This window comes from Corynebacterium lowii, assembly GCF_001412085.1.
In the GTDB taxonomy this organism is placed as follows: Bacteria; Actinomycetota; Actinomycetes; order Mycobacteriales; family Mycobacteriaceae; genus Corynebacterium; species Corynebacterium lowii.
In genome coordinates, this window is sequence record NZ_LKEV01000001.1 from 600136 (window position 1) to 617178 (window position 17043).

The 17043-nt window shown below is 64.7% G+C and carries 18 protein-coding genes; 11 read left to right on the plus strand and 7 right to left on the minus strand.

Translation table 11 applies throughout. The annotated features are described in order from the left end of the window. The 6 genes from mtrA (at nucleotide 1) to secA (ending at nucleotide 8319) form a co-directional block, all read left to right on the plus strand. Nucleotides 1-681, plus strand: a complete 681-nt coding sequence (gene mtrA / locus Clow_RS02940; protein WP_055175974.1) for an MtrAB system response regulator MtrA — start codon at nucleotides 1-3, stop codon at nucleotides 679-681. A gap of 87 nt (nucleotides 682-768) precedes the next feature. After that, on the plus strand, nucleotides 769-2394 hold the full coding sequence (mtrB, locus tag Clow_RS02945) for an MtrAB system histidine kinase MtrB (protein ID WP_245625686.1): 1626 nt from the start codon (nucleotides 769-771) through the stop codon (nucleotides 2392-2394). Then, nucleotides 2391-4133: an LpqB family beta-propeller domain-containing protein gene (locus Clow_RS02950; protein ID WP_055175977.1), complete on the plus strand. Its 1743-nt coding sequence runs from the start codon at nucleotides 2391-2393 to the stop codon at nucleotides 4131-4133. Before mtrB ends, Clow_RS02950 begins: the two co-directional genes overlap by 4 nt. A 30-nt stretch (nucleotides 4134-4163) precedes the next feature. After that, nucleotides 4164-4769 carry a ComF family protein gene (locus Clow_RS02955; RefSeq protein WP_069724552.1) on the plus strand — a complete coding sequence of 202 codons (606 nt, stop codon included), beginning with the start codon at nucleotides 4164-4166 and terminating at the stop codon, nucleotides 4767-4769. 180 nt (nucleotides 4770-4949) lie between these two features. Then, nucleotides 4950-5624 carry a ribosome hibernation-promoting factor, HPF/YfiA family gene (gene hpf / locus Clow_RS02960; protein WP_055175980.1) on the plus strand — a complete coding sequence of 225 codons (675 nt, stop codon included), beginning with the start codon at nucleotides 4950-4952 and terminating at the stop codon, nucleotides 5622-5624. A 142-nt stretch (nucleotides 5625-5766) separates the two neighbouring features. After that, nucleotides 5767-8319, plus strand: coding sequence for a preprotein translocase subunit SecA (gene secA / locus Clow_RS02965; protein ID WP_055175983.1), 2553 nt, complete (start codon nucleotides 5767-5769; stop codon nucleotides 8317-8319). 52 nt (nucleotides 8320-8371) lie between these two features. On the opposite strand, the gene Clow_RS02970 is transcribed toward secA, so the two are convergent. Then, complete coding sequence (locus Clow_RS02970) at nucleotides 8372-8770, minus strand: hypothetical protein (protein WP_055175986.1); 399 nt, start codon at nucleotides 8768-8770, stop codon at nucleotides 8372-8374. 96 nt (nucleotides 8771-8866) lie between these two features. Here Clow_RS02970 and Clow_RS02975 point away from each other — a divergent pair, with 96 nt between their 5' ends. Together Clow_RS02975 and Clow_RS02980 are read left to right on the plus strand one after the other, a co-directional pair. Further along, a complete protein-coding gene (locus tag Clow_RS02975) occupies nucleotides 8867-9277 on the plus strand; it encodes an HAD-IA family hydrolase (protein WP_055175990.1) in 411 nt (136 codons plus the stop codon). A 3-nt stretch (nucleotides 9278-9280) separates the two neighbouring features. Continuing rightward, nucleotides 9281-9787: a DUF6912 family protein gene (locus Clow_RS02980; protein ID WP_055175992.1), complete on the plus strand. Its 507-nt coding sequence runs from the start codon at nucleotides 9281-9283 to the stop codon at nucleotides 9785-9787. On the opposite strand, the gene rsgA is transcribed toward Clow_RS02980, so the two are convergent. Then, nucleotides 9784-10779 carry a ribosome small subunit-dependent GTPase A gene (gene rsgA / locus Clow_RS02985; RefSeq protein ID WP_055175995.1) on the minus strand — a complete coding sequence of 332 codons (996 nt, stop codon included), beginning with the start codon at nucleotides 10777-10779 and terminating at the stop codon, nucleotides 9784-9786. The two genes, Clow_RS02980 and rsgA, sit on opposite strands and share 4 nt — an antisense overlap. Then, nucleotides 10772-12058 (minus strand): 3-phosphoshikimate 1-carboxyvinyltransferase, encoded by a 1287-nt coding sequence (gene aroA / locus Clow_RS02990; protein WP_055175998.1) that lies wholly within the window; start codon nucleotides 12056-12058, stop codon nucleotides 10772-10774. The genes rsgA and aroA overlap by 8 nt, the downstream gene beginning before the upstream one ends. Before the next feature lie 82 nt (nucleotides 12059-12140). On the opposite strand from aroA, the gene Clow_RS02995 reads away from it, so the two are divergent. Continuing rightward, nucleotides 12141-12746 carry a sigma-70 family RNA polymerase sigma factor gene (locus Clow_RS02995; RefSeq protein ID WP_055176003.1) on the plus strand — a complete coding sequence of 202 codons (606 nt, stop codon included), beginning with the start codon at nucleotides 12141-12143 and terminating at the stop codon, nucleotides 12744-12746. Then, nucleotides 12746-13006 (plus strand): mycothiol system anti-sigma-R factor, encoded by a 261-nt coding sequence (gene rsrA, locus Clow_RS03000; RefSeq protein ID WP_069724553.1) that lies wholly within the window; start codon nucleotides 12746-12748, stop codon nucleotides 13004-13006. Before Clow_RS02995 ends, rsrA begins: the two co-directional genes overlap by 1 nt. Before the next feature lie 105 nt (nucleotides 13007-13111). Here the strand turns inward: rsrA and Clow_RS12205 are convergent, their stop codons facing one another. Next, on the minus strand, nucleotides 13112-13186 hold the full coding sequence (locus tag Clow_RS12205; protein ID WP_370513925.1) for a 50S ribosomal protein bL37: 75 nt from the start codon (nucleotides 13184-13186) through the stop codon (nucleotides 13112-13114). A gap of 110 nt (nucleotides 13187-13296) precedes the next feature. After that, complete coding sequence (locus tag Clow_RS03005; protein WP_055176006.1) at nucleotides 13297-13554, minus strand: WhiB family transcriptional regulator; 258 nt, start codon at nucleotides 13552-13554, stop codon at nucleotides 13297-13299. 480 nt (nucleotides 13555-14034) lie between these two features. Between Clow_RS03005 and Clow_RS03010 the strand changes: the two genes are divergently transcribed. Beyond that, nucleotides 14035-14448 carry a hypothetical protein gene (locus tag Clow_RS03010; protein ID WP_055176009.1) on the plus strand — a complete coding sequence of 138 codons (414 nt, stop codon included), beginning with the start codon at nucleotides 14035-14037 and terminating at the stop codon, nucleotides 14446-14448. A 4-nt stretch (nucleotides 14449-14452) separates the two neighbouring features. Here Clow_RS03010 and Clow_RS03015 read toward each other — a convergent pair whose 3' ends face one another. Both Clow_RS03015 and Clow_RS03020 read right to left on the minus strand, forming a co-directional pair. Next, nucleotides 14453-15691 (minus strand): Rv3212 family protein, encoded by a 1239-nt coding sequence (locus tag Clow_RS03015; protein WP_055176013.1) that lies wholly within the window; start codon nucleotides 15689-15691, stop codon nucleotides 14453-14455. Beyond that, nucleotides 15688-17004: a DEAD/DEAH box helicase gene (locus Clow_RS03020; RefSeq protein ID WP_055176017.1), complete on the minus strand. Its 1317-nt coding sequence runs from the start codon at nucleotides 17002-17004 to the stop codon at nucleotides 15688-15690. Before Clow_RS03020 ends, Clow_RS03015 begins: the two co-directional genes overlap by 4 nt. Between the last annotated feature and the right edge of the window lie 39 nt (nucleotides 17005-17043).

The following is a 17043-nucleotide window of genomic DNA, read 5'->3' on the forward strand; positions in this document are numbered from 1 at the left end:
ATGATGCCCAAGATCCTGGTGGTAGACGATGACCCCGCGATCTCCGAGATGCTCACCCTGGTGCTAGAGGGGGAGGGCTTTGCCACGGTGGCCGTGACCGATGGCATGGACGCGGTGCCCACCGCGCAGCGCGAGGCCCCCGATCTCATCCTGCTGGACCTCATGCTTCCGGGAATGAACGGCGTGGATATTTGCCGCGCTATCCGCCAGGAATCCACCGTGCCCATCGTCATGCTCACGGCCAAAACGGACACCGTGGACGTGGTGCTGGGCCTGGAATCCGGCGCCGATGATTACATCACCAAGCCCTTTAAGTCCAAGGAACTCGTGGCGCGTATCCGCGCGCGCCTGCGCCGCACGGACTCCGAGCCCAGCGAGGTCCTTGAGGTGGGCGCCGTGACTATCGACGTCCCCAGCCACTCCGTGCGCAGGAACGGCGAGGAGGTGGCGCTGACCCCCATCGAGTTTGACCTCCTCGTGGAGATGGCCCGCAAGCCCGGCCAGGCCTTTACCCGCGATGAACTCCTGGAACGGGTGTGGGGATACCGCCAGTCCGCCGATAGCCGCGTGGTCAACGTGCACGTGCAGCGCCTGCGCTCCAAGATTGAAAAGGACCCGGAGAACCCCACCATCATCCTGACGGTGCGCGGGGTGGGATATAAGACGGGCTCGGGGGAGTAGCGCAGCTTGAGGCAGAGACTAGCGCAGTGGCGGGAATCCGCCGCGGAGTCCTGGCGCACCTCCCTTCAGGTGCGCGTGATCGGCTCGATGTTCGTGGCCACCTCCGTGGTCATGCTGATCCTCGGATTGGCGATGATCTCGATAGTCACGCAGCGTTTGGTAGATAGCAAGATCAATACTGCGAACTCGGAGATTGAGCGCGCACGCATCGCCGTGGAGCAGCAGATCGCGGCCACCTCTCCCAATAACGCCGCCCAGGTGCGGCTGAACTCCGCGCGCGCCGCCTTGACCAATAGGACGGGCGTGGAGGCGGACGCCGGTGCCCCCTATGAGCCCGTCCTCATGGTGGCCCACGAGGACACCGTAGAAGTCACCTCTCCGCAGGGCTTTGATATTCCCACGAGCCTGCGCAAGTTCGTGAGCGAGGGGCAGGTATCCACCCAGTTTCACGAGGTAGGCCGCAGCGATGGTAGCCGCTATAACGCGCTGATTATCGGCAGCCCCACCAGCTCCGATATTCCCGGCCTCCAGGTGTACCTGGTGCTCTCGATGGAGAACGATGAGGAGACGATGGCGCTGATCCGTGGCCTCATCTCCACGGCGGCGGGCATCGTGGTGGTGCTCCTCATCGGTATCGCCTGGCTGCTGGCCCAGCAGGTGATTACCCCGGTGCACTCGGCCTCGCGGATTGCCGAGCGTCTGGCCGCGGGACACCTGCGCGAACGCATGTCCGTGGAGGGCGAGGACGAGATGGCCCGCCTAGCCATGAGCTTTAACACGATGGCGGAATCGCTCTCCAAGCAGATTCAACAGCTCCAGGAATACGGCGATCTGCAACGCCAATTTACTTCCGACGTCTCCCACGAGCTGCGCACCCCGCTGACCACGGTGCGCATGGCGGCGGACATGATCGCCATGCACGCCGATGAGTTCGACCCCGGCACCCGCCGCGCCACCGAGTTGATGACGGCCGAGCTCGATCGCTTCGAGGATCTTTTGGCAGACCTGCTAGAGATTTCCCGCCACGATGCGGGCGTGGCCGATCTGAGCGAATCGCGCCTGGATATTCGCCTGTGCGTGAAGGAAGCCTGGCGGCAGGTGGAGCACCTGGCCGAGGAGATCGGCGTGCAGGTGAACTTCGAGGGCCCCGACGAACCCCTGCACCTCACGGCGGATTCCCGCCGCGTGGAGCGGGTGCTGCGCAACCTCTTGGCTAACGCCATTGACCACTCCGAGGGAAACCCCGTGACGGTGACCTGGGCGGGCAACGAGGAGGCCGTGGCCGTGACGGTGACCGATCACGGCGTGGGCCTGCGCGAGGGCCAGGAGGAACTGGTGTTCAACCGCTTCTGGCGCGCCGATCCCTCCCGCAAGCGCCACTCCGGGGGAACCGGGCTGGGCCTGGCTATCGCCCAGGAGGACATCATTCTGCACGGCGGTATTCTCGACGCCACGGGAACCGAGGGGGTGGGTTCGCAGTTCCGCGTGGTGCTGCCGCGCATCCCCAATGGGAAGATCGAGCACAGCCCCTTGGAATTGGAGGCCCCGGAGCCGGAGGAGTCAGAGGAGTTAGAGCCGGAGTTGCCGGCGGTGCCGGACGCGGAGGCGTCGGCGGCGTCGGAGGCCTTGCCAGCCGAAGAAGGCTCCGAGCAGCCCTCAGCGGAACCCGCCGCTGAATCCTCCAAAGAGCCGGGCCCAGGAGAAGCGTCATGAGTATATGGAAGAAGAACACCCTCGCGGTGATCGCCGCGGTGTCCTCTCTGAGCCTGATCGCAGGGTGCAGCACGCTGCCCAGGAACTCGGAGCCCAGGGCCCTGCGCCCCTTTAGCTCGGCGGTGCAGGAACCAGAGCAGACCATCGTTCCCGAGGACGGGGCGGACCCAGGGGTGCTCTTGCGTGATTTCTTCCAGGCCTCCGCGAACCCCTCCCAGAATTATCAGTCCGCCAGGGCCTTCCTTTCCACGGACATCGCCTCCTCCTGGCCCCGGCAGCAGAGTATCCGCGTGATCGAGGGAATGGAGACCAGCACGGAGGCCGGTTCCACCAATTCCAAGCAGACGCTGAGAATCCGGGCCAACGTGATCGGTGAACTAGATTCCGAGGGCTCCTTTACCCCCTTGAACGAGCGGATGGAAACCTCCGTGGTGTTCGAGCGCAACGAAGAAGATCAGTGGCGCATGACCACCCTGCCCGGTGTGGTGGTCATTGAGCGCATGGACCTACGCAATCACTACGAGCCGCGCATGCTGTACTTCCCCAGCAAAACGGTGAAAACGCTGGTGGCCGATCGCCGCTGGGTGTACCGGGGCCAGGAGGATACCCGCGATACCCTGCTGGGAATGTTGCTGCACGGGCCGAGCGAGACCATTCGCACCGCCGTGGAGAACCCGATTCCCCAGAACGTCTCCCTTTCCGTGAGCGCTAATGGGGTGCTGCGCTTTGCTGGGATGAGCAGCCTGGATCGGGAACAGCGCATTGCCTTTGCCGCCCAGGTGGTGTGGACGCTGGCCAGGGCAAATCTGGCAGGCCCCTATGACATCGAAATCGACGGCGCCCCGGTGGACGAGGGCCTAGAGCGGATCACCACCGATGACGTGGCGGAGTACAACCCGGAGGTGGGTTCTACCTCGGTGAGCCCCCTCTATGCCGTCTCCGAGGATGGCGCTTTGGTCACGGTTTCTGCGACCACGGCGGAGCCGGTGGCTGGCCCCCTGGGTTCTGCGGAGTCGATAGAGCAGGCGGATATTACCGCCGATGGGCAGATCGCTTTTACCCGCAGCAACGGGGAGCGCAGCAGCCTGTTCCTGGGGCAGGTGACGGGGCGCGTCGAGGAGGTCTTAGAGGCCCCCAGCATCACCCGTCCCTCCTTCGAGCACGGCACCACCGCCGCCTGGACGGTGCTCGATGGCACCGAGGTGGTGCGGGTGGTGCGCTCCGCCAGCACCGGGGAACTGGTGCAGACCACGGCGAATACCTCCGGGTTGCCCACGAATGAGCAGACCGAGGGGGAGCGAGCCAGAATGACGGATCTGCGGCTTTCTCCCACGGGCGCGCGGGCGGCGATGATTATTGATTCCCGCGTGTACGTGGGAGTCGTCGATAAGTCCGAGGCCGGCGGGCGCTCCATCATCAACGCGGTGGAGGTTTCCCCCCAATTGGCGGGCCGCGTGACCGCCGTGGATTGGAACATAGACGGCTCCCTCCTGGTGGGAACGAGCGAGGCCGGCAGCCCCCTGCTCAGGGTAGAGCTGGACGGCTCGGAAACCACGCCCATCGCCTCGGCCATGGTGGCCGCCCCGGTAACGGCGGTGGCGGCCACGGCGGCCCGGCTCTACCTCACGGATTCCCTGGCCATGCGCATGCTGCCCGATACCCCCTCGGGGGAGGAAGCCTACTGGCGCGAGGTCCCCGGACTCCAAGGAACCCGCGCCACCCCCATCGTGGTGCATTAAAGTGGTGCACTAAATACGGGGCTTTGGGGGGTGGAACTGCTGCTGCCGCGCCGGTGCGCGGGATGTGGGGAGCCGGGGCATGTGCTGTGCCCCCGGTGCCGCCTCCATTGGGCGCGGCCCCCGCAGCGCATCAGCCCGCCGGTCGATCCGCTGGTTCCGGTGTGGTCGCTCGGGGTGTACGGCGGTGTGCGCCGTCAGGTGATCCTCAACCTCAAAGAACGCGGTAATCGGGCGGTGTACCCCTACGTGGGCGCGGCCCTGGCCGCGGGTTTGCGCACGCTGCACGCCAGGGGAGAACTCCCCGAGGAGGCCGTGGCGCTGGCGGCCCCCACCAGGGACCGTTCGGCGCGGCTGCGCGGCGGGGATCACGTCACGGCCTGCTGCCGGGCCGCGGGTATTCCCTTGGCTCGGGGTGTCCTGCGCTACGGCCCCTCGGTGCGCGATTCCGTGGGGCTCAGCCGCGAGCAGCGCCGCCGCAACGTGGCCGGAGCCGTGCGGATTCGCGGGGCGGTGCCGAGCCAGGTGGTGCTTATCGACGACGTCCTGACCACCGGCGCCACCCTGGAGGCCGCCGTGGCGCGGTTACTGGTGCACGGGGTAGAGGTAGCCGGGGCGGTGGTGTGGTCGCACGCCTAGAGGCTTTTAAAAGAGTGACAAGCGGGTAAATGAACAGTGCCTTTGAACGGCCTGGCCTGGGCATGGGGGTTTCCTTGGGTAAATGGGAAGTAAATAAATCGCCCTCGCGCCACCTTAGATCTGGGTATCATGGGCCCTGGACACATGACGTCCACCACCTACTTCTAGGGAGGTAAGAAGATGTCCACTGCCATCAACGGCAACGAGTCCCTCAGCCCGGAAGCTCAGGTTTCCATCACCGGGCGCAACGTGGAGGTCCCCGAGCACTTTGCCGAGCGGGTACACACCAAGCTCGCCAAGATCGAAAAGCTGGACCCCACCCTCACCTCGTTCCACGTGGAATTGCAGCATGAACCTAATCCGCGCCGGGAAGCGCAGAGCGATCGTATTCAGATCACCGCCACCGGCAAGGGACACATCGCCCGCGCGGAGGCCAAGGAGGATAGCTTCTACGCGGCGCTAGAGACCGCGATTGCCAAGATGCAGCGCTCGCTGCGCAAGGTGAAGGCTCGCCGCTCCATTTCCCGCTCGGGGCACCGCGCCCCCAAGGGCGTGGGAGAAGTCACGGCGGACCTCGCGGCGCAGGCCGATAAGGCCCGCCAGGAGCAGGGGCGCTTTGACGTTGACCCCTATGCGGATTCCGTAGAGGACGTGCTGCCCGGCCAGGTGGTGCGCACCAAGGAGCACCCGGCCACGCCGATGTCGGTGGATGATGCCCTTTCCGAGATGGAATTGGTGGGCCACGATTTCTACCTCTTCGTCAACGAGGAGACGGGGCGGCCCTCCGTGGTGTATCGCCGCCACGCCTTTGACTACGGTCTAATCTCGCTGACCGCGGAGGAAGAAGAGGCCTAGCGGGGCGTCGATACTGCTCACACCGCTGCCGACGCCGTAGTCGGTGGCGGTGTTACACGTATGCCGGGCCTGCCGCGTACACTGTCGGAGGATATTTCTCTAAATTGCAAACCGCCCTCATCAGAGTAAGGACTTGTGGGAAGTGCTAGGACTGTCGAAGTTGCTCCGCGCCGGCGAAGGCCGCACCGTGAAGCGTCTGGCAAAGATCGCTGACGACGTTATTGCCCTGGAGGACACGTATGCCGCGCTGAGCGACGAGGAACTGAAGGCAAAGACTGCCGAGTTCAAGGAGCGCCTGGAAGAAGGCGCAAGCCTGGACGACGTGCTGCTCGACGCCTTTGCCACCGCGCGCGAGGCCTCCTGGCGCGTGCTGGGCCAAAAGCACTTCCGCGTGCAGATCATGGGCGGCAGCGCCCTGCACTTTGGCAACGTGGCCGAGATGCGCACGGGTGAGGGTAAGACGCTGACCTGTGTGCTGCCCGCTTATCTCAACGCGCTCTCCGGCAAGGGCGTGCACGTGGTTACGGTGAATGATTACCTGGCCAAGCGCGATGCCGAGTGGATGGGCCGCGTGCACCGCTTCCTGGGCCTGGAAGTGGGCGTGATCCTCTCCGATATGCGCCCGGAGGAGCGCCGCATCGCCTATGCCGCGGACATTACCTACGGCACGAACAACGAGTTCGGCTTTGATTACCTGCGCGATAACATGGTGCGCTCCACCGATGAGGTGGTGCAGCGCGGGCACAACTACGCCATCGTGGACGAGGTGGACTCCATCCTCATCGACGAGGCCCGCACCCCGCTGATTATCTCCGGCCCCGTCAACGGTTCCTCCCAGTACTTCAGCGTTTTTGCGCAGCTCACCCCGCGCATGCGCGAGGGGATTCACTACGAGGTGGATCACCGCAAGCGCACCGTGGGTGTGCTGGAAGAGGGCGTGGAGTTCGTCGAGGATCAGTTGGGCATTGAGAACCTCTATGCCCCCGAGCACTCCCAGCTGGTGAGCTACCTCAATAACGCCATCAAGGCCAAGGAGCTCTTTGAGCGCGATAAAGATTACATCGTGCGCAGCGGGGAAATCCTCATCGTGGATTCCTTCACCGGCCGCGTGCTCAGCGGGCGCCGCTACAACGAGGGCATGCACCAGGCCATCGAGGCCAAGGAAGGCGTGGAGATCAAGAATGAGAACCAAACGCTGGCCACGGTGACCCTCCAAAACTACTTCCGCCTGTACGAGAAGCTGGCGGGCATGACGGGTACCGCCGAGACCGAGGCCGCCGAGCTGCACCAGATCTACAAGCTCAACGTGGTGCCCATCCCCACCAACCGCGAGAACGCCCGCGTGGACCACTCCGACCGCATCTACAAGACCCAGGAGGCGAAGTTCGCGGCGGTGGCCGAGGACATCGCGGAGCGCCAGCGCGCGGGCCAGCCGGTGCTGGTGGGTACCACCTCCGTGGAGCGCTCCGAGTACCTTTCCCAGTTGCTCCAGGCCAAGGGCATTAAGCACAACGTGCTCAATGCCAAGCACCACGAGCAGGAGGCCGAGGTCGTGGCCCAGGCGGGCCTGCCCGGAGCGGTCACGGTGGCCACCAATATGGCCGGCCGCGGCACGGACATCGTGCTCGGCGGCAACCCCGATATTCTGCTGGATATTCAGCTGCGCGAGCGCGGCCTGGACCCGGTGGAGGACGAGGAATCCTACCAGGAGGCCTGGGAGAAGGAGTTGCCCAAGGTCAAGGAGCGCTCCCAGGAGCTTGGCGACGCCGTGCGCGAGGCCGGTGGCCTCTACGTGCTGGGCACCGAGCGCCACGAGTCCCGCCGCATTGATAACCAGCTGCGCGGCCGCTCGGGCCGTCAGGGCGATCCGGGCGAGACCCGCTTCTACCTCTCCATGCGCGATGACCTCATGGTGCGCTTTGTGGGGCAGACGATGGAAAACATGATGAACCGCCTCAACGTGCCCGACTATGTGCCGATTGAGGCCAAGATGGTGAATAACTCCATCAAGGGTGCCCAGGCGCAGGTGGAAAACCAGAACTTTGAGATGCGCAAGAACGTGCTCAAATACGACGAGGTGCTCAACGAGCAGCGCAAGGTGATCTACCGCGAGCGCCACGACATCCTGGAATCCACGGACATCAGCGAGCACATCCAGAAGATGATCGACGAGACCATCGAGGCCTACGTGGACGGCGCCACCGCCCAGGGCTACGTGGAGGACTGGGACCTTCAGGCCCTGTGGCACGCCCTGGAATCCCTCTACGGCCCCACGGTGGAGGCCCAGGAGCTCATCGACGGCACCGAGTACGGCTCCGCAGGCGAGCTCACGGCCGATCAGCTGCGCGACGCCCTGCTTGCCGACGCCCACGCACAGTACTCCGAGCTAGAAGCCAAGGTGGCCGAGGTCAGCGGGGAGAGCCAGATGCGCGATCTGGAGCGCATGGTGATCCTCCCGGTGATTGACCAGAAGTGGCGCGAGCACCTTTATGAGATGGATTACCTCAAGGAGGGCATCGGCCTGCGCGCGATGGCGCAGCGCGATCCTTTGGTGGAATACCAGAAGGAGGGTGGCGAGATGTTCCAGGCCATGAATGATGCGATCAAGGAAGAGACGGTGCGCCAGCTCTTCATGCTGCGCAAGCAGTTCGTGGGCCAGCAGGAATCCGAGCAGGGGACCCAGGAAGAGGCCTAACCGCTCGGTGAGGTAGGCAAAAGGCGGGGAGTACTCCCCGCCTTTTGTGCTGCTACCACAATATTCGGAACTGGGTGATGGTCTCCGCCCTGGTGCAGGCGGTGAATCCATAGCGCACTCCGCCGATCTCGCAGGTGCCGTAGAGCTCGGCGGTGCCCTGGTCGCGCGCCTGATCCCGTAGTCGGTCCCGCAGATGGAGGGAACATAGCCGCACCGGCTGCGGGGGACGTCGATGGGCGCGGGCATAGGAGATAACACCGGGGGAGAAGAAGCGCGGATTGAGTTGGCGCAGGGGGCGCTGCCCGCAGAGTACTTCGAGAAAGATCACCGCCTGGGCGCGCAGCTGTGGGCTCGGCGTGGATACCAGGGGCGTCGGGGTGTTAGCGGGGGTTTCCGGGGTATCGGAAACGTAGATTTTCAGGTGGCTATAGCCGGGTACGGGTATGAGCAAGAGATGTCTGCCTTTCTGGACGAGGGCGCGAGGCAGACGCGGGCTGGGCTGAGTATCATTGTGGCACGAAAGTGACGTGTAAGAGAAGGGAATGGCGTGCGAGGACTCATCGTTGATTACGTGGGCGTGCTAGACGGCTCCGAGGAGGATCAGCGCCGCTGGCGCAACCTCTTTGCGGCGGCCAAGCAGAACGGCGTGGCCACGGCCATTTTGTCCAATGATCCGGGTGGCCCTGGGGCCGAGCCGATCCGGGAGTGGGAGTATCGCGGGATCGTCGATGCCGTGTTGCTTTCCGGGGAAATTGGGGCGGAAAAGCCCGACGAGCGCGCGATGAGCATTGCCGCCGATACCCTGGAACTGCCCATGCGCGATTGCGTGCTCATCGACGACTCCATCGTCAACGTGCGCGCCGCCGTGGAGGCGGGCCTGGTGGGCGTGCTCTATCAGTCCTTTGATCGCACGGTGGTGGAGATCGTGGGGCTCTTTGACATCGAGGGAGAGTTCTAGCCCATGCGCGTGTACATCCCCGCCACCTTTAGCACCCTGTGCGGGCTGAACGAGTCCCGCGTGGTTACCGCGCGCTCAGGCTGGGCCTTTGCCGTGACTCCGGCCCTGCGCGAGTTCTATACCGAGGGTGATGAGGAGGAGATCGCCCACGCGGCCTTCCAGGACGCCGCGGAGGCCTCTATTCGCCTGCTCGCCGTGGGCGATGAGGGGAAGTTCCCGAACCGTCGCGTGGTCATCTCCGCCGACGTCCCCGATTCCCACGCCACGCTGAGCCCCGATCACGGGGAATCGGTGGTCAAACTCAGCCCCGCGCAGGTGAACCTGGTGGACGTGGCCGCCATCCACGTGGACGTGGCGGAATCGGAGGAGGCCACGGCCAAGGCCATTCAGGCTATCGACGCCGCCGATATGGGCGATGAGGACGCCGAACTCACCGTGGGCGATGCCCTGGATAACTTCATGGCCTGGTACGACCCCAGCGAGCTACCGGTGCTGGTGGAGTTGCTTTAATCCCAGTCCACGTTGGTGCGCAGGGCGCTCAAAAGGGAGCGCACGGCCTGCACGCGGCGGGCGCTGGCACCATCGAGGCCGTCGAGGCGGCACTCGGGATCGGCGGGCGGACCCATGTGGGTGCAGCCCCGGGGGCAGTCCTGGGCCACCTGGGCGAGGTCCTCAAAGACGCCCACCACGGTATCGGCCTCCACGTGGGCCAGCCCGAAGGAGCGGATACCGGGGGTGTCGATGATCCAACCCCCCGACTCACCCGGCAGACGCAGGGCCACCGATTGCGTGGAGGTGTGGCGGCCCTTGCCCACCTCGGAGACCTCCCCCGTGGCGCGCCCAGCCTGGGGGACGAGCCGATTGACCAGGGTGGATTTGCCCACCCCGGAGTGCCCGATCACGGCGCTGGTGTGCCCGCCGATGAGATCGAGGAGATCGCCAAGATCGTCGTTGACCCCGCAGGTGAGCACGGGAACGTGGAGATCGGCAAACTCGGCGGCAAAGGAGCGGTGATCGGCCAGGTCCGTCTTGGTCAGGCAGAGCACGGGGCGCAGCCCGCCCACGAAGGCGGCGATCAGGCTGCGCTCCACGAAGCCCGCGCGCGGCGGGGGGTCGGCCACCGCGCACACGATGAGCAGCAACTCCGCGTTGGCTACCACGATGCGCTCGTAGGGGTCGGTGTCGTCGGCGGTGCGGCGCAGCACGGAGGTGCGCTCGGCTAGTTTTACGATCCGGGCCAGAGTGCCGGGGGTGCCGCTGGTATCGCCCACCAGGCCCACGCGGTCGCCCACCTCGATGGGGGTGCGGCCCAATTCCCGGGCTCTCATGCACACCACGGGGTCCGTTGCCCCATCGAGCACCACTCCCCAGCGGCCGCGATCCTTGGTCACCACCATGCCAAAGAGGGCGTCGCGGTGCTCCGGGCGATTCTTGGTGCGCGGGCGCGAGCCCTTGCCGGGGCGCACCTTCACATCGGATTCGTCGTAGCGGCGCCTAGCCACGCGCCATCGCCTCCCACATGGCGTCAAAGCCCGGCAGAGTCTTGGCGGTGGTGGCCACGTCGTCCACCGCCACTCCGGGCACCCGCAGGCCGATGATGGCGCCCGCGGTGGCCATGCGGTGATCGTCGTAGGCCTTCCAGAGGCCGCCGTGAAGATCGGAGGGTTCGATGCGCAGCCCATCGGCGGTTTCGGTGCAGGCGCCGCCGAGGTTATTAATCTCCGCAGCCAGGGCAGCCAGCCGATCGGTCTCATGCCCGCGCAGGTGGGCGATGCCGTGCAGGTGAGATTCCCCCTCCGCCAGGGTAGCCAGGGCGGCCACGGTGGGGGCGAGTTCCCCGATCTCGGACATATCGAGGTCAATGCCCTGGATGCGGCCCCCCACCGGGCCGGTGATTTCCAGGCCCGTGGAATCGTTGATGATGGTGCCGCCCATCGCGGTGGCGATGCGCCGGAAATGATCCCCGGCCTGGGTGGTAGCGGTGGGCCAGCCGGGTATGCGCACGGTGCCCCCGGTGACCAGGGCCGCGGCCATGAAGGGGGTGGCGTTGGAAAGATCGGGTTCGATCTCCCAGGTGCCCCCCGCGATGGGGCCGGGGGCCACCGTCCACCGCGCGGTATCCACCTCTACCTCCACGCCGGCCCGGCGCAGCATCTCCACCGTCATCTCAATGTGGGGGAGGCTGGGCAGGGTTCCGCCCCGGTGAATCACGGTGATTCCGCGCTCGTAGCGGGCGGCGGAGAGGAGCAGCCCGGAGACAAACTGAGAGGAGGCCGAGGCATCTATTTCCACGGTGCCGCCCGCGGGGACGCCGTGGCTTTCCATGCGGAAGGGCAGGGCGTCGCCGGTGATCGTCACGCCGAGGGTGCGCAGGGCGTCGAGAAGCGGGCGCATGGGGCGCTGGCGGGCGCGGGGGTCGCCGTCGAAAAGCACGGTGCCTGTGGCCAGCGCAGCCAGCGGGGGAAGAAAGCGCATGACGGTGCCCGCCAGGCCGCAGTTCACCTGCGCGCCGTGGAGTTCGGCGGGGGTGACGGCGATGGTGGTGGGATCGGATTCCGAGGTCTCGATGCCGGTGCCCATTGCGCGCAGGGCCTCGCACATGAGATCGGCGTCGCGGGAGCGCAGCGCGCCGCGCAGCGTGGAGGGGCCGTCACCCAGGGCCGCGAGCACGAGGGCGCGGTTGGTCATGGATTTAGAGCCGGGGACTTTCTGCGTCCAATTCAGCGGGCCGGTGGCGGTGGGGGCCTGCCAGGCGGCGGGGGAGGAATCACGATCAGGCACACCCCCATCATAGAGATCGCGGCAGTGCTTACAATGGTGTGCGTTGCCCCTTGCCCCACAACCGAAAGGCCGCATCCCGATTATGGCGGACCCCGAGCTCCACCAGCGCTTTGAACAAGAGGCCTTGCCGCTGCTGGATCAACTATATGGCGGAGCGCTCAAGATGACCCGGAATCCCGCCGACGCCGAGGACCTGGTGCAGGAGACGTATATGAAGGCCTTTCAGGCCTTTGATCGGTTCCAGGCCGGTACCAATCTCAAGGCGTGGCTCTACCGGATTATGACGAATACGTACATCAACTCCTACCGGAAGAAGCAGCGCCAGCCGGTGCAAACGCCCACGGAGGAGATGACGGATTATCAGCTCTACACCACCTCCTCCCACGATTCCACGGGGCTCGTGTCCGCCGAGGTGGAGGCGCTCAAGCGGATGCCGAATCAGCAGATCGTGGACGCCCTGGACCAGCTGCGCGAGGATTACCGCATGGTGGTGTACTACTCCGATGTGGAGGGGCTGGCCTACAAGGAGATCGCGGAGATCATGGATACTCCGCTGGGCACCGTGATGAGCAGGCTGCACCGCGGAAGAAAACAGCTGCGCGGGTTGTTAAAGGAAGTGGCACAGGAACAGGGGATTGGCCTCGACCACCCTGAGAATAGCGAGAAGGCTCAGAAGGTGAAGCAATAATGTCTGATTCTGATAAGGAACCGTGCGGTTGCCAGTGCACGGAGGTTCAAGGGGAGATGTCGGAGCTTTTCGACGCCGCCCTCAGCCCCCAGGAGTGCGAGGCACTGAGGCAGAAGATAGCCAGTTGCCCCGAGTGCTTTTCCCGCTTAGAGCGCGAGGAAGCAATCCGGGCGCTCATGCGGAGCTGCTGCGGCGCCGACCACGCCCCGGTGATGTTGAGGCAGAAAATTACCGCTCAGATCCGCATTGTGCGCGGCTGAGGGGCTTGTAGTGGCTCGTGTGCCGCTATAAAAACGCTGGTGCCCGGTAGCGTCCTCCTTTGGGAGGGCTACCGGGCACCATGCGGCTTCACGGGGAACTTCTTTTTAAGAGTTCGGACGCTTGCCGTGATTTGCGGACTTCTTACGACGGTCCTTGCGCTTGCGACCACGCTTGCTCATGATGACTCCTTGTGGGTCGTAGTAATAGTACGGAGGACAACCCCACCAATTTTAGTGGGTAGCGGGGCTGGGGAGAAAATTGACGCCGTGTTTTTTGATGTGCCGGGTGCTTAGACGGTCATGCGCATGCGGCGGCCGCGATTATTGCGGCGCTTGAGGGCGCGGCGCTCGTCCTCGGACAGGCCGCCCCATACTCCGGCGTCCTGCCCGGTTTCCAGGGCCCAACGCAGGCACTGCGAGGTGACGGGGCAGCGGTTGCACACGATCTTGGCCTTAGCGATCTGGGCGAGGGCGGGGCCGGAGTTGCCAACGGGGAAGAACAGCTCGGGGTCTTCGTCGCGGCAAACGGCTTCGTGGCGCCAATCCATGATGTTTCTCCTTAATTTATTAGCGCCCGCAGGGGGCGCGGTGTGGTGAATACAGCGGTGGGCACACCAGAAGAACCCTGTGAGGGGTGAGGGGGCGGGTAGCGCGGTGAGGGGCGGGGGTCTCGTGGCCCTGCGTAACGCTGCGTTAACCTTCTGGTGTTTCCACGTTCACGTCCGGTTCACTGGCCGGTCGCTTTGGGTACCTGGAAATAATGGCACGCATCAACAATCTTGGCTAGGGTTATGGCCTAAAAAGTGCTATAAATCACAAAATATAGTGCCTTTGAGGGGTACTGGTTGGGGCTGGAGGGGTTTTAATTTTAGTGAGCCTACCCTTATTTAAAGCACTGAACTGGGACTTTTCGGAAGAGTGAATCAAACTATCTGTGTCCCATAAGTCAAATCACTCTGTGCCTACCCAACCCCCGCCATCACTTTCTGAGCGGGCGGGCGCTGCGCGATAGAATTGCCCGCGTGAGTATGACACCCCCTGCCCCCGCCCGCTGGGCGGCGATCATATCCATCGTGCAATCCCTCGTGGGAATCGGCTATGCGATTCTGCTTATCGTGCGCCAACTGACGGGCGCCCGCGATGAATCCATCGTGAGCGATAGCCCCAATGCCGCGTGGGTGGGATTGGGCACCGCGATCTTCTTCCTCCTTATTTTTGGCACCGTCGTGGTGGGGGCTGCGGCGGTGCTGCGGGGCCGGGGGCGTCTGGGGCGTGGCCCCATCATCATGCTCAATCTCATCTTGGTTCCCATATCTTTCAGCATGATGGGGGCTGGGGCCTGGCCTCTGGGGTTGGCCACGGGCCTTTCCGCGGCGGCGGTGCTGGTGCTCATGTTTAGCCCCAGCGCGGTGGCCTGGGCCAGCCGCGTGTACGAGGGCTAGAGCTTTAGAACGAAAGCCGGTATCCCACCGTTGTATCGTCCTGGCGCTCCACCAGCGTTTCTCCCACTACTGAAAGGGCGAGGAAGGAAGGGGTGTGCGGGCGGGAAACCTCAAGGGTGCGCTCTACGTGCGCGTTCTCGGCGTCGGCTACCGCAATACCCGAGGCGGTGGGATAGAGCAGGCGATCCGCGACCCCGGCTCCGGTGCCCTCGGCGTCCTCGATAACCTGCGTCACGCTGAGATCACTGGGGTGGAAGAGGTACAGCCGCTGACCATCAAACCAACTCATGCGCGTGGGAAGATCCGCCGTGAGGGGAGACAAGACCTCATCCGGGGACGTTTCCTCCATGAGGGGAGACGCCTGGACCTCGCGGCGGCTGAGTTCCGTGCCCTCTTTGTTATAGGAGATGAGCTGCGGGGTGGTGCCCGGTACATACACGGCGGCCGCGCTTTCCCCCACGGCCACCAGCCACGCCTGGGCATGGGGGAGGTGAACCTCCCCGGTGATCTTCGGCTCGCGGGAGGATTCCGGGGTGGCCTCCTGCAAGCGCAGCCACGAGCCATCCTGATCGGGGCAGGTCTCGGTCACGGCCAGGAGATCCTTGCGGGTGAGCGCGGAGCTAAGCGAACATTCCTCGTGGGGTTGCAGCTCTGGTTCTTGTTTGGCCTCTACCTCGCCGTATTCCACCGTGCGCACCAAATCGGAGCGCCATAACTCCACGTGCTGCGCGCTTACGGTGCCCACGCGATCGTTGGAGGATATGGCGGAGGTGAACTCGCTGTTGCGGGAACTGCGGGTGTGCTTGTACTCCCCGGTTTTGGCGTTCAGCGCCACCACATCGCCGCAGCCGGCATGGGTGCGATACGTCACTACTACCGATCCCCAGGCGGCCCCCAGGGAGCAAATCTCGGCATCATCGCGCCCATAGCTCCAGCGCACCTCACCGGCGGCATCGCGGGCGTAAACAGAATGAGCATCGCGGGTAAAGGTGAGCCCATAGGAATACAGCGGCTTGCTCACCCCCGGCGTTGGCGCATCGGGCACCCGCCAGGATTCCTGCAAGCCGGTGGGCACCGCGCTCAGCGAGGGCGGTGCCTGGTATTCCTCAAGGTTGGGGCTCGGATGAGCGTCCCTAATCGGGGCGGTCAACACCACCCCGCCCACCGCGAGGGCGGCCAGCAGCCCCAGGGCAGCCGTGGCGGCGAGATCGCGCCGGGTGCGGCGCAGCGGGGGAGTATTCACTGGCGACGCCTCCCGCGCCCACTGTTTTTCTGCCCCTTCCTGCTCCCGCGCGCCAGGCCCGAGCGGGCCGGTGCAAGACCAAAGACGCGGCGCGGCGGCCCCACGGAATCCCCCGTGTTCGCGTCGAGGTCAAAGGCCTCAATGAGCTCCGGGGAGGTGGAAAACCACTGCGCGGGTTCGCCAAAGCCCAGGGAGTTCTCCTCATTGATGATCTGCCACTTATTTACCTCGTCATAGCCGATGAGGGTCACCGCCGTGCCGCTGTGGCCCGCGCGCCCGGTGCGGCCAATGCGGTGAATGTAGGTCATGGGATCGTCCGGCACCTGATAGTTGATGACGTGGGTGACGTCATCGACGTCGATGCCGCGCGCGGCGACGTCGGTAGCCACCAGGATCTCAAAGCGGCGATCGCGGAAGGCCTGGAGGGAACTCTCACGGATATTTTGCGGTAGATCGCCATGTACGGTGCCCACGGTGAAGCCCGCCTGAGCCAGATCCTCTGCCAATTGGGCGGCGGAGCGCTTGGTGCGGGTGAAGATGATGGTGCGTCCGCGGCCGGGAGTCTGAAGGATTTTGGCCAAGATAGCGGGCTTATCCATGCGGTGCGCCTGGAAGGGGATCTGCCGGATGCGATCGTGGGTGGGTTTTTCCTCGCCCACCTCGGCGCGGATATGCAGGGGGTGATCCATGAACCCGCGGGCCAGCGCCAAAATCGCGCCGGGCATGGTGGCGGAAAAGAGCATGGTCTGGTGCGGGTGGGTCAGCGCCTTCATGATCTTTTCCACGGCGGGAAGGAAGCCCAGATCCAGCATCTCATCGGCCTCGTCCAGCACCAGAATGGCTACCTGGGTGAGGTCGAGGGAACCAGAGGAATGGAGGTCGAGCAGGCGGCCGGGCGTGCCCACCACGACGTCGGCCCCGCTGCGCAGGGCGTCGATCTGCTCCTCGTAGCCCCGCCCACCGACGATGGTAGCCACGGTGAGGGGAAGATACGCGGCGGCGCGGCGCAGATCCTCTCCCACCTGATCGGCCAGTTCCCTGGTGGGGGCCACTACGAGGGCGCGGGGGGTACCGTCGAGCTCGGGAATATCCGCCGCGTCAAAGACCCGATCGAGGAGGGGAATACCGTAACCATAGGTTTTACCCATGCCGGTGCGCGCCTGACCGATGATGTCGCGGCCGTCGAGAGCACGCGGCAGAGTGAGTTCTTGGATGGCGAAGGTGCGCTCTATCCCTCTCTCCCTGAGCGCGTCCGTGATTTCCACGGCCACGCCGAGTTCCGCGAAGGTTGGGCTGTTGCTTCCTACAGACACACCTTAGATACTATCGACACCTGACTATGATGGTTCCAT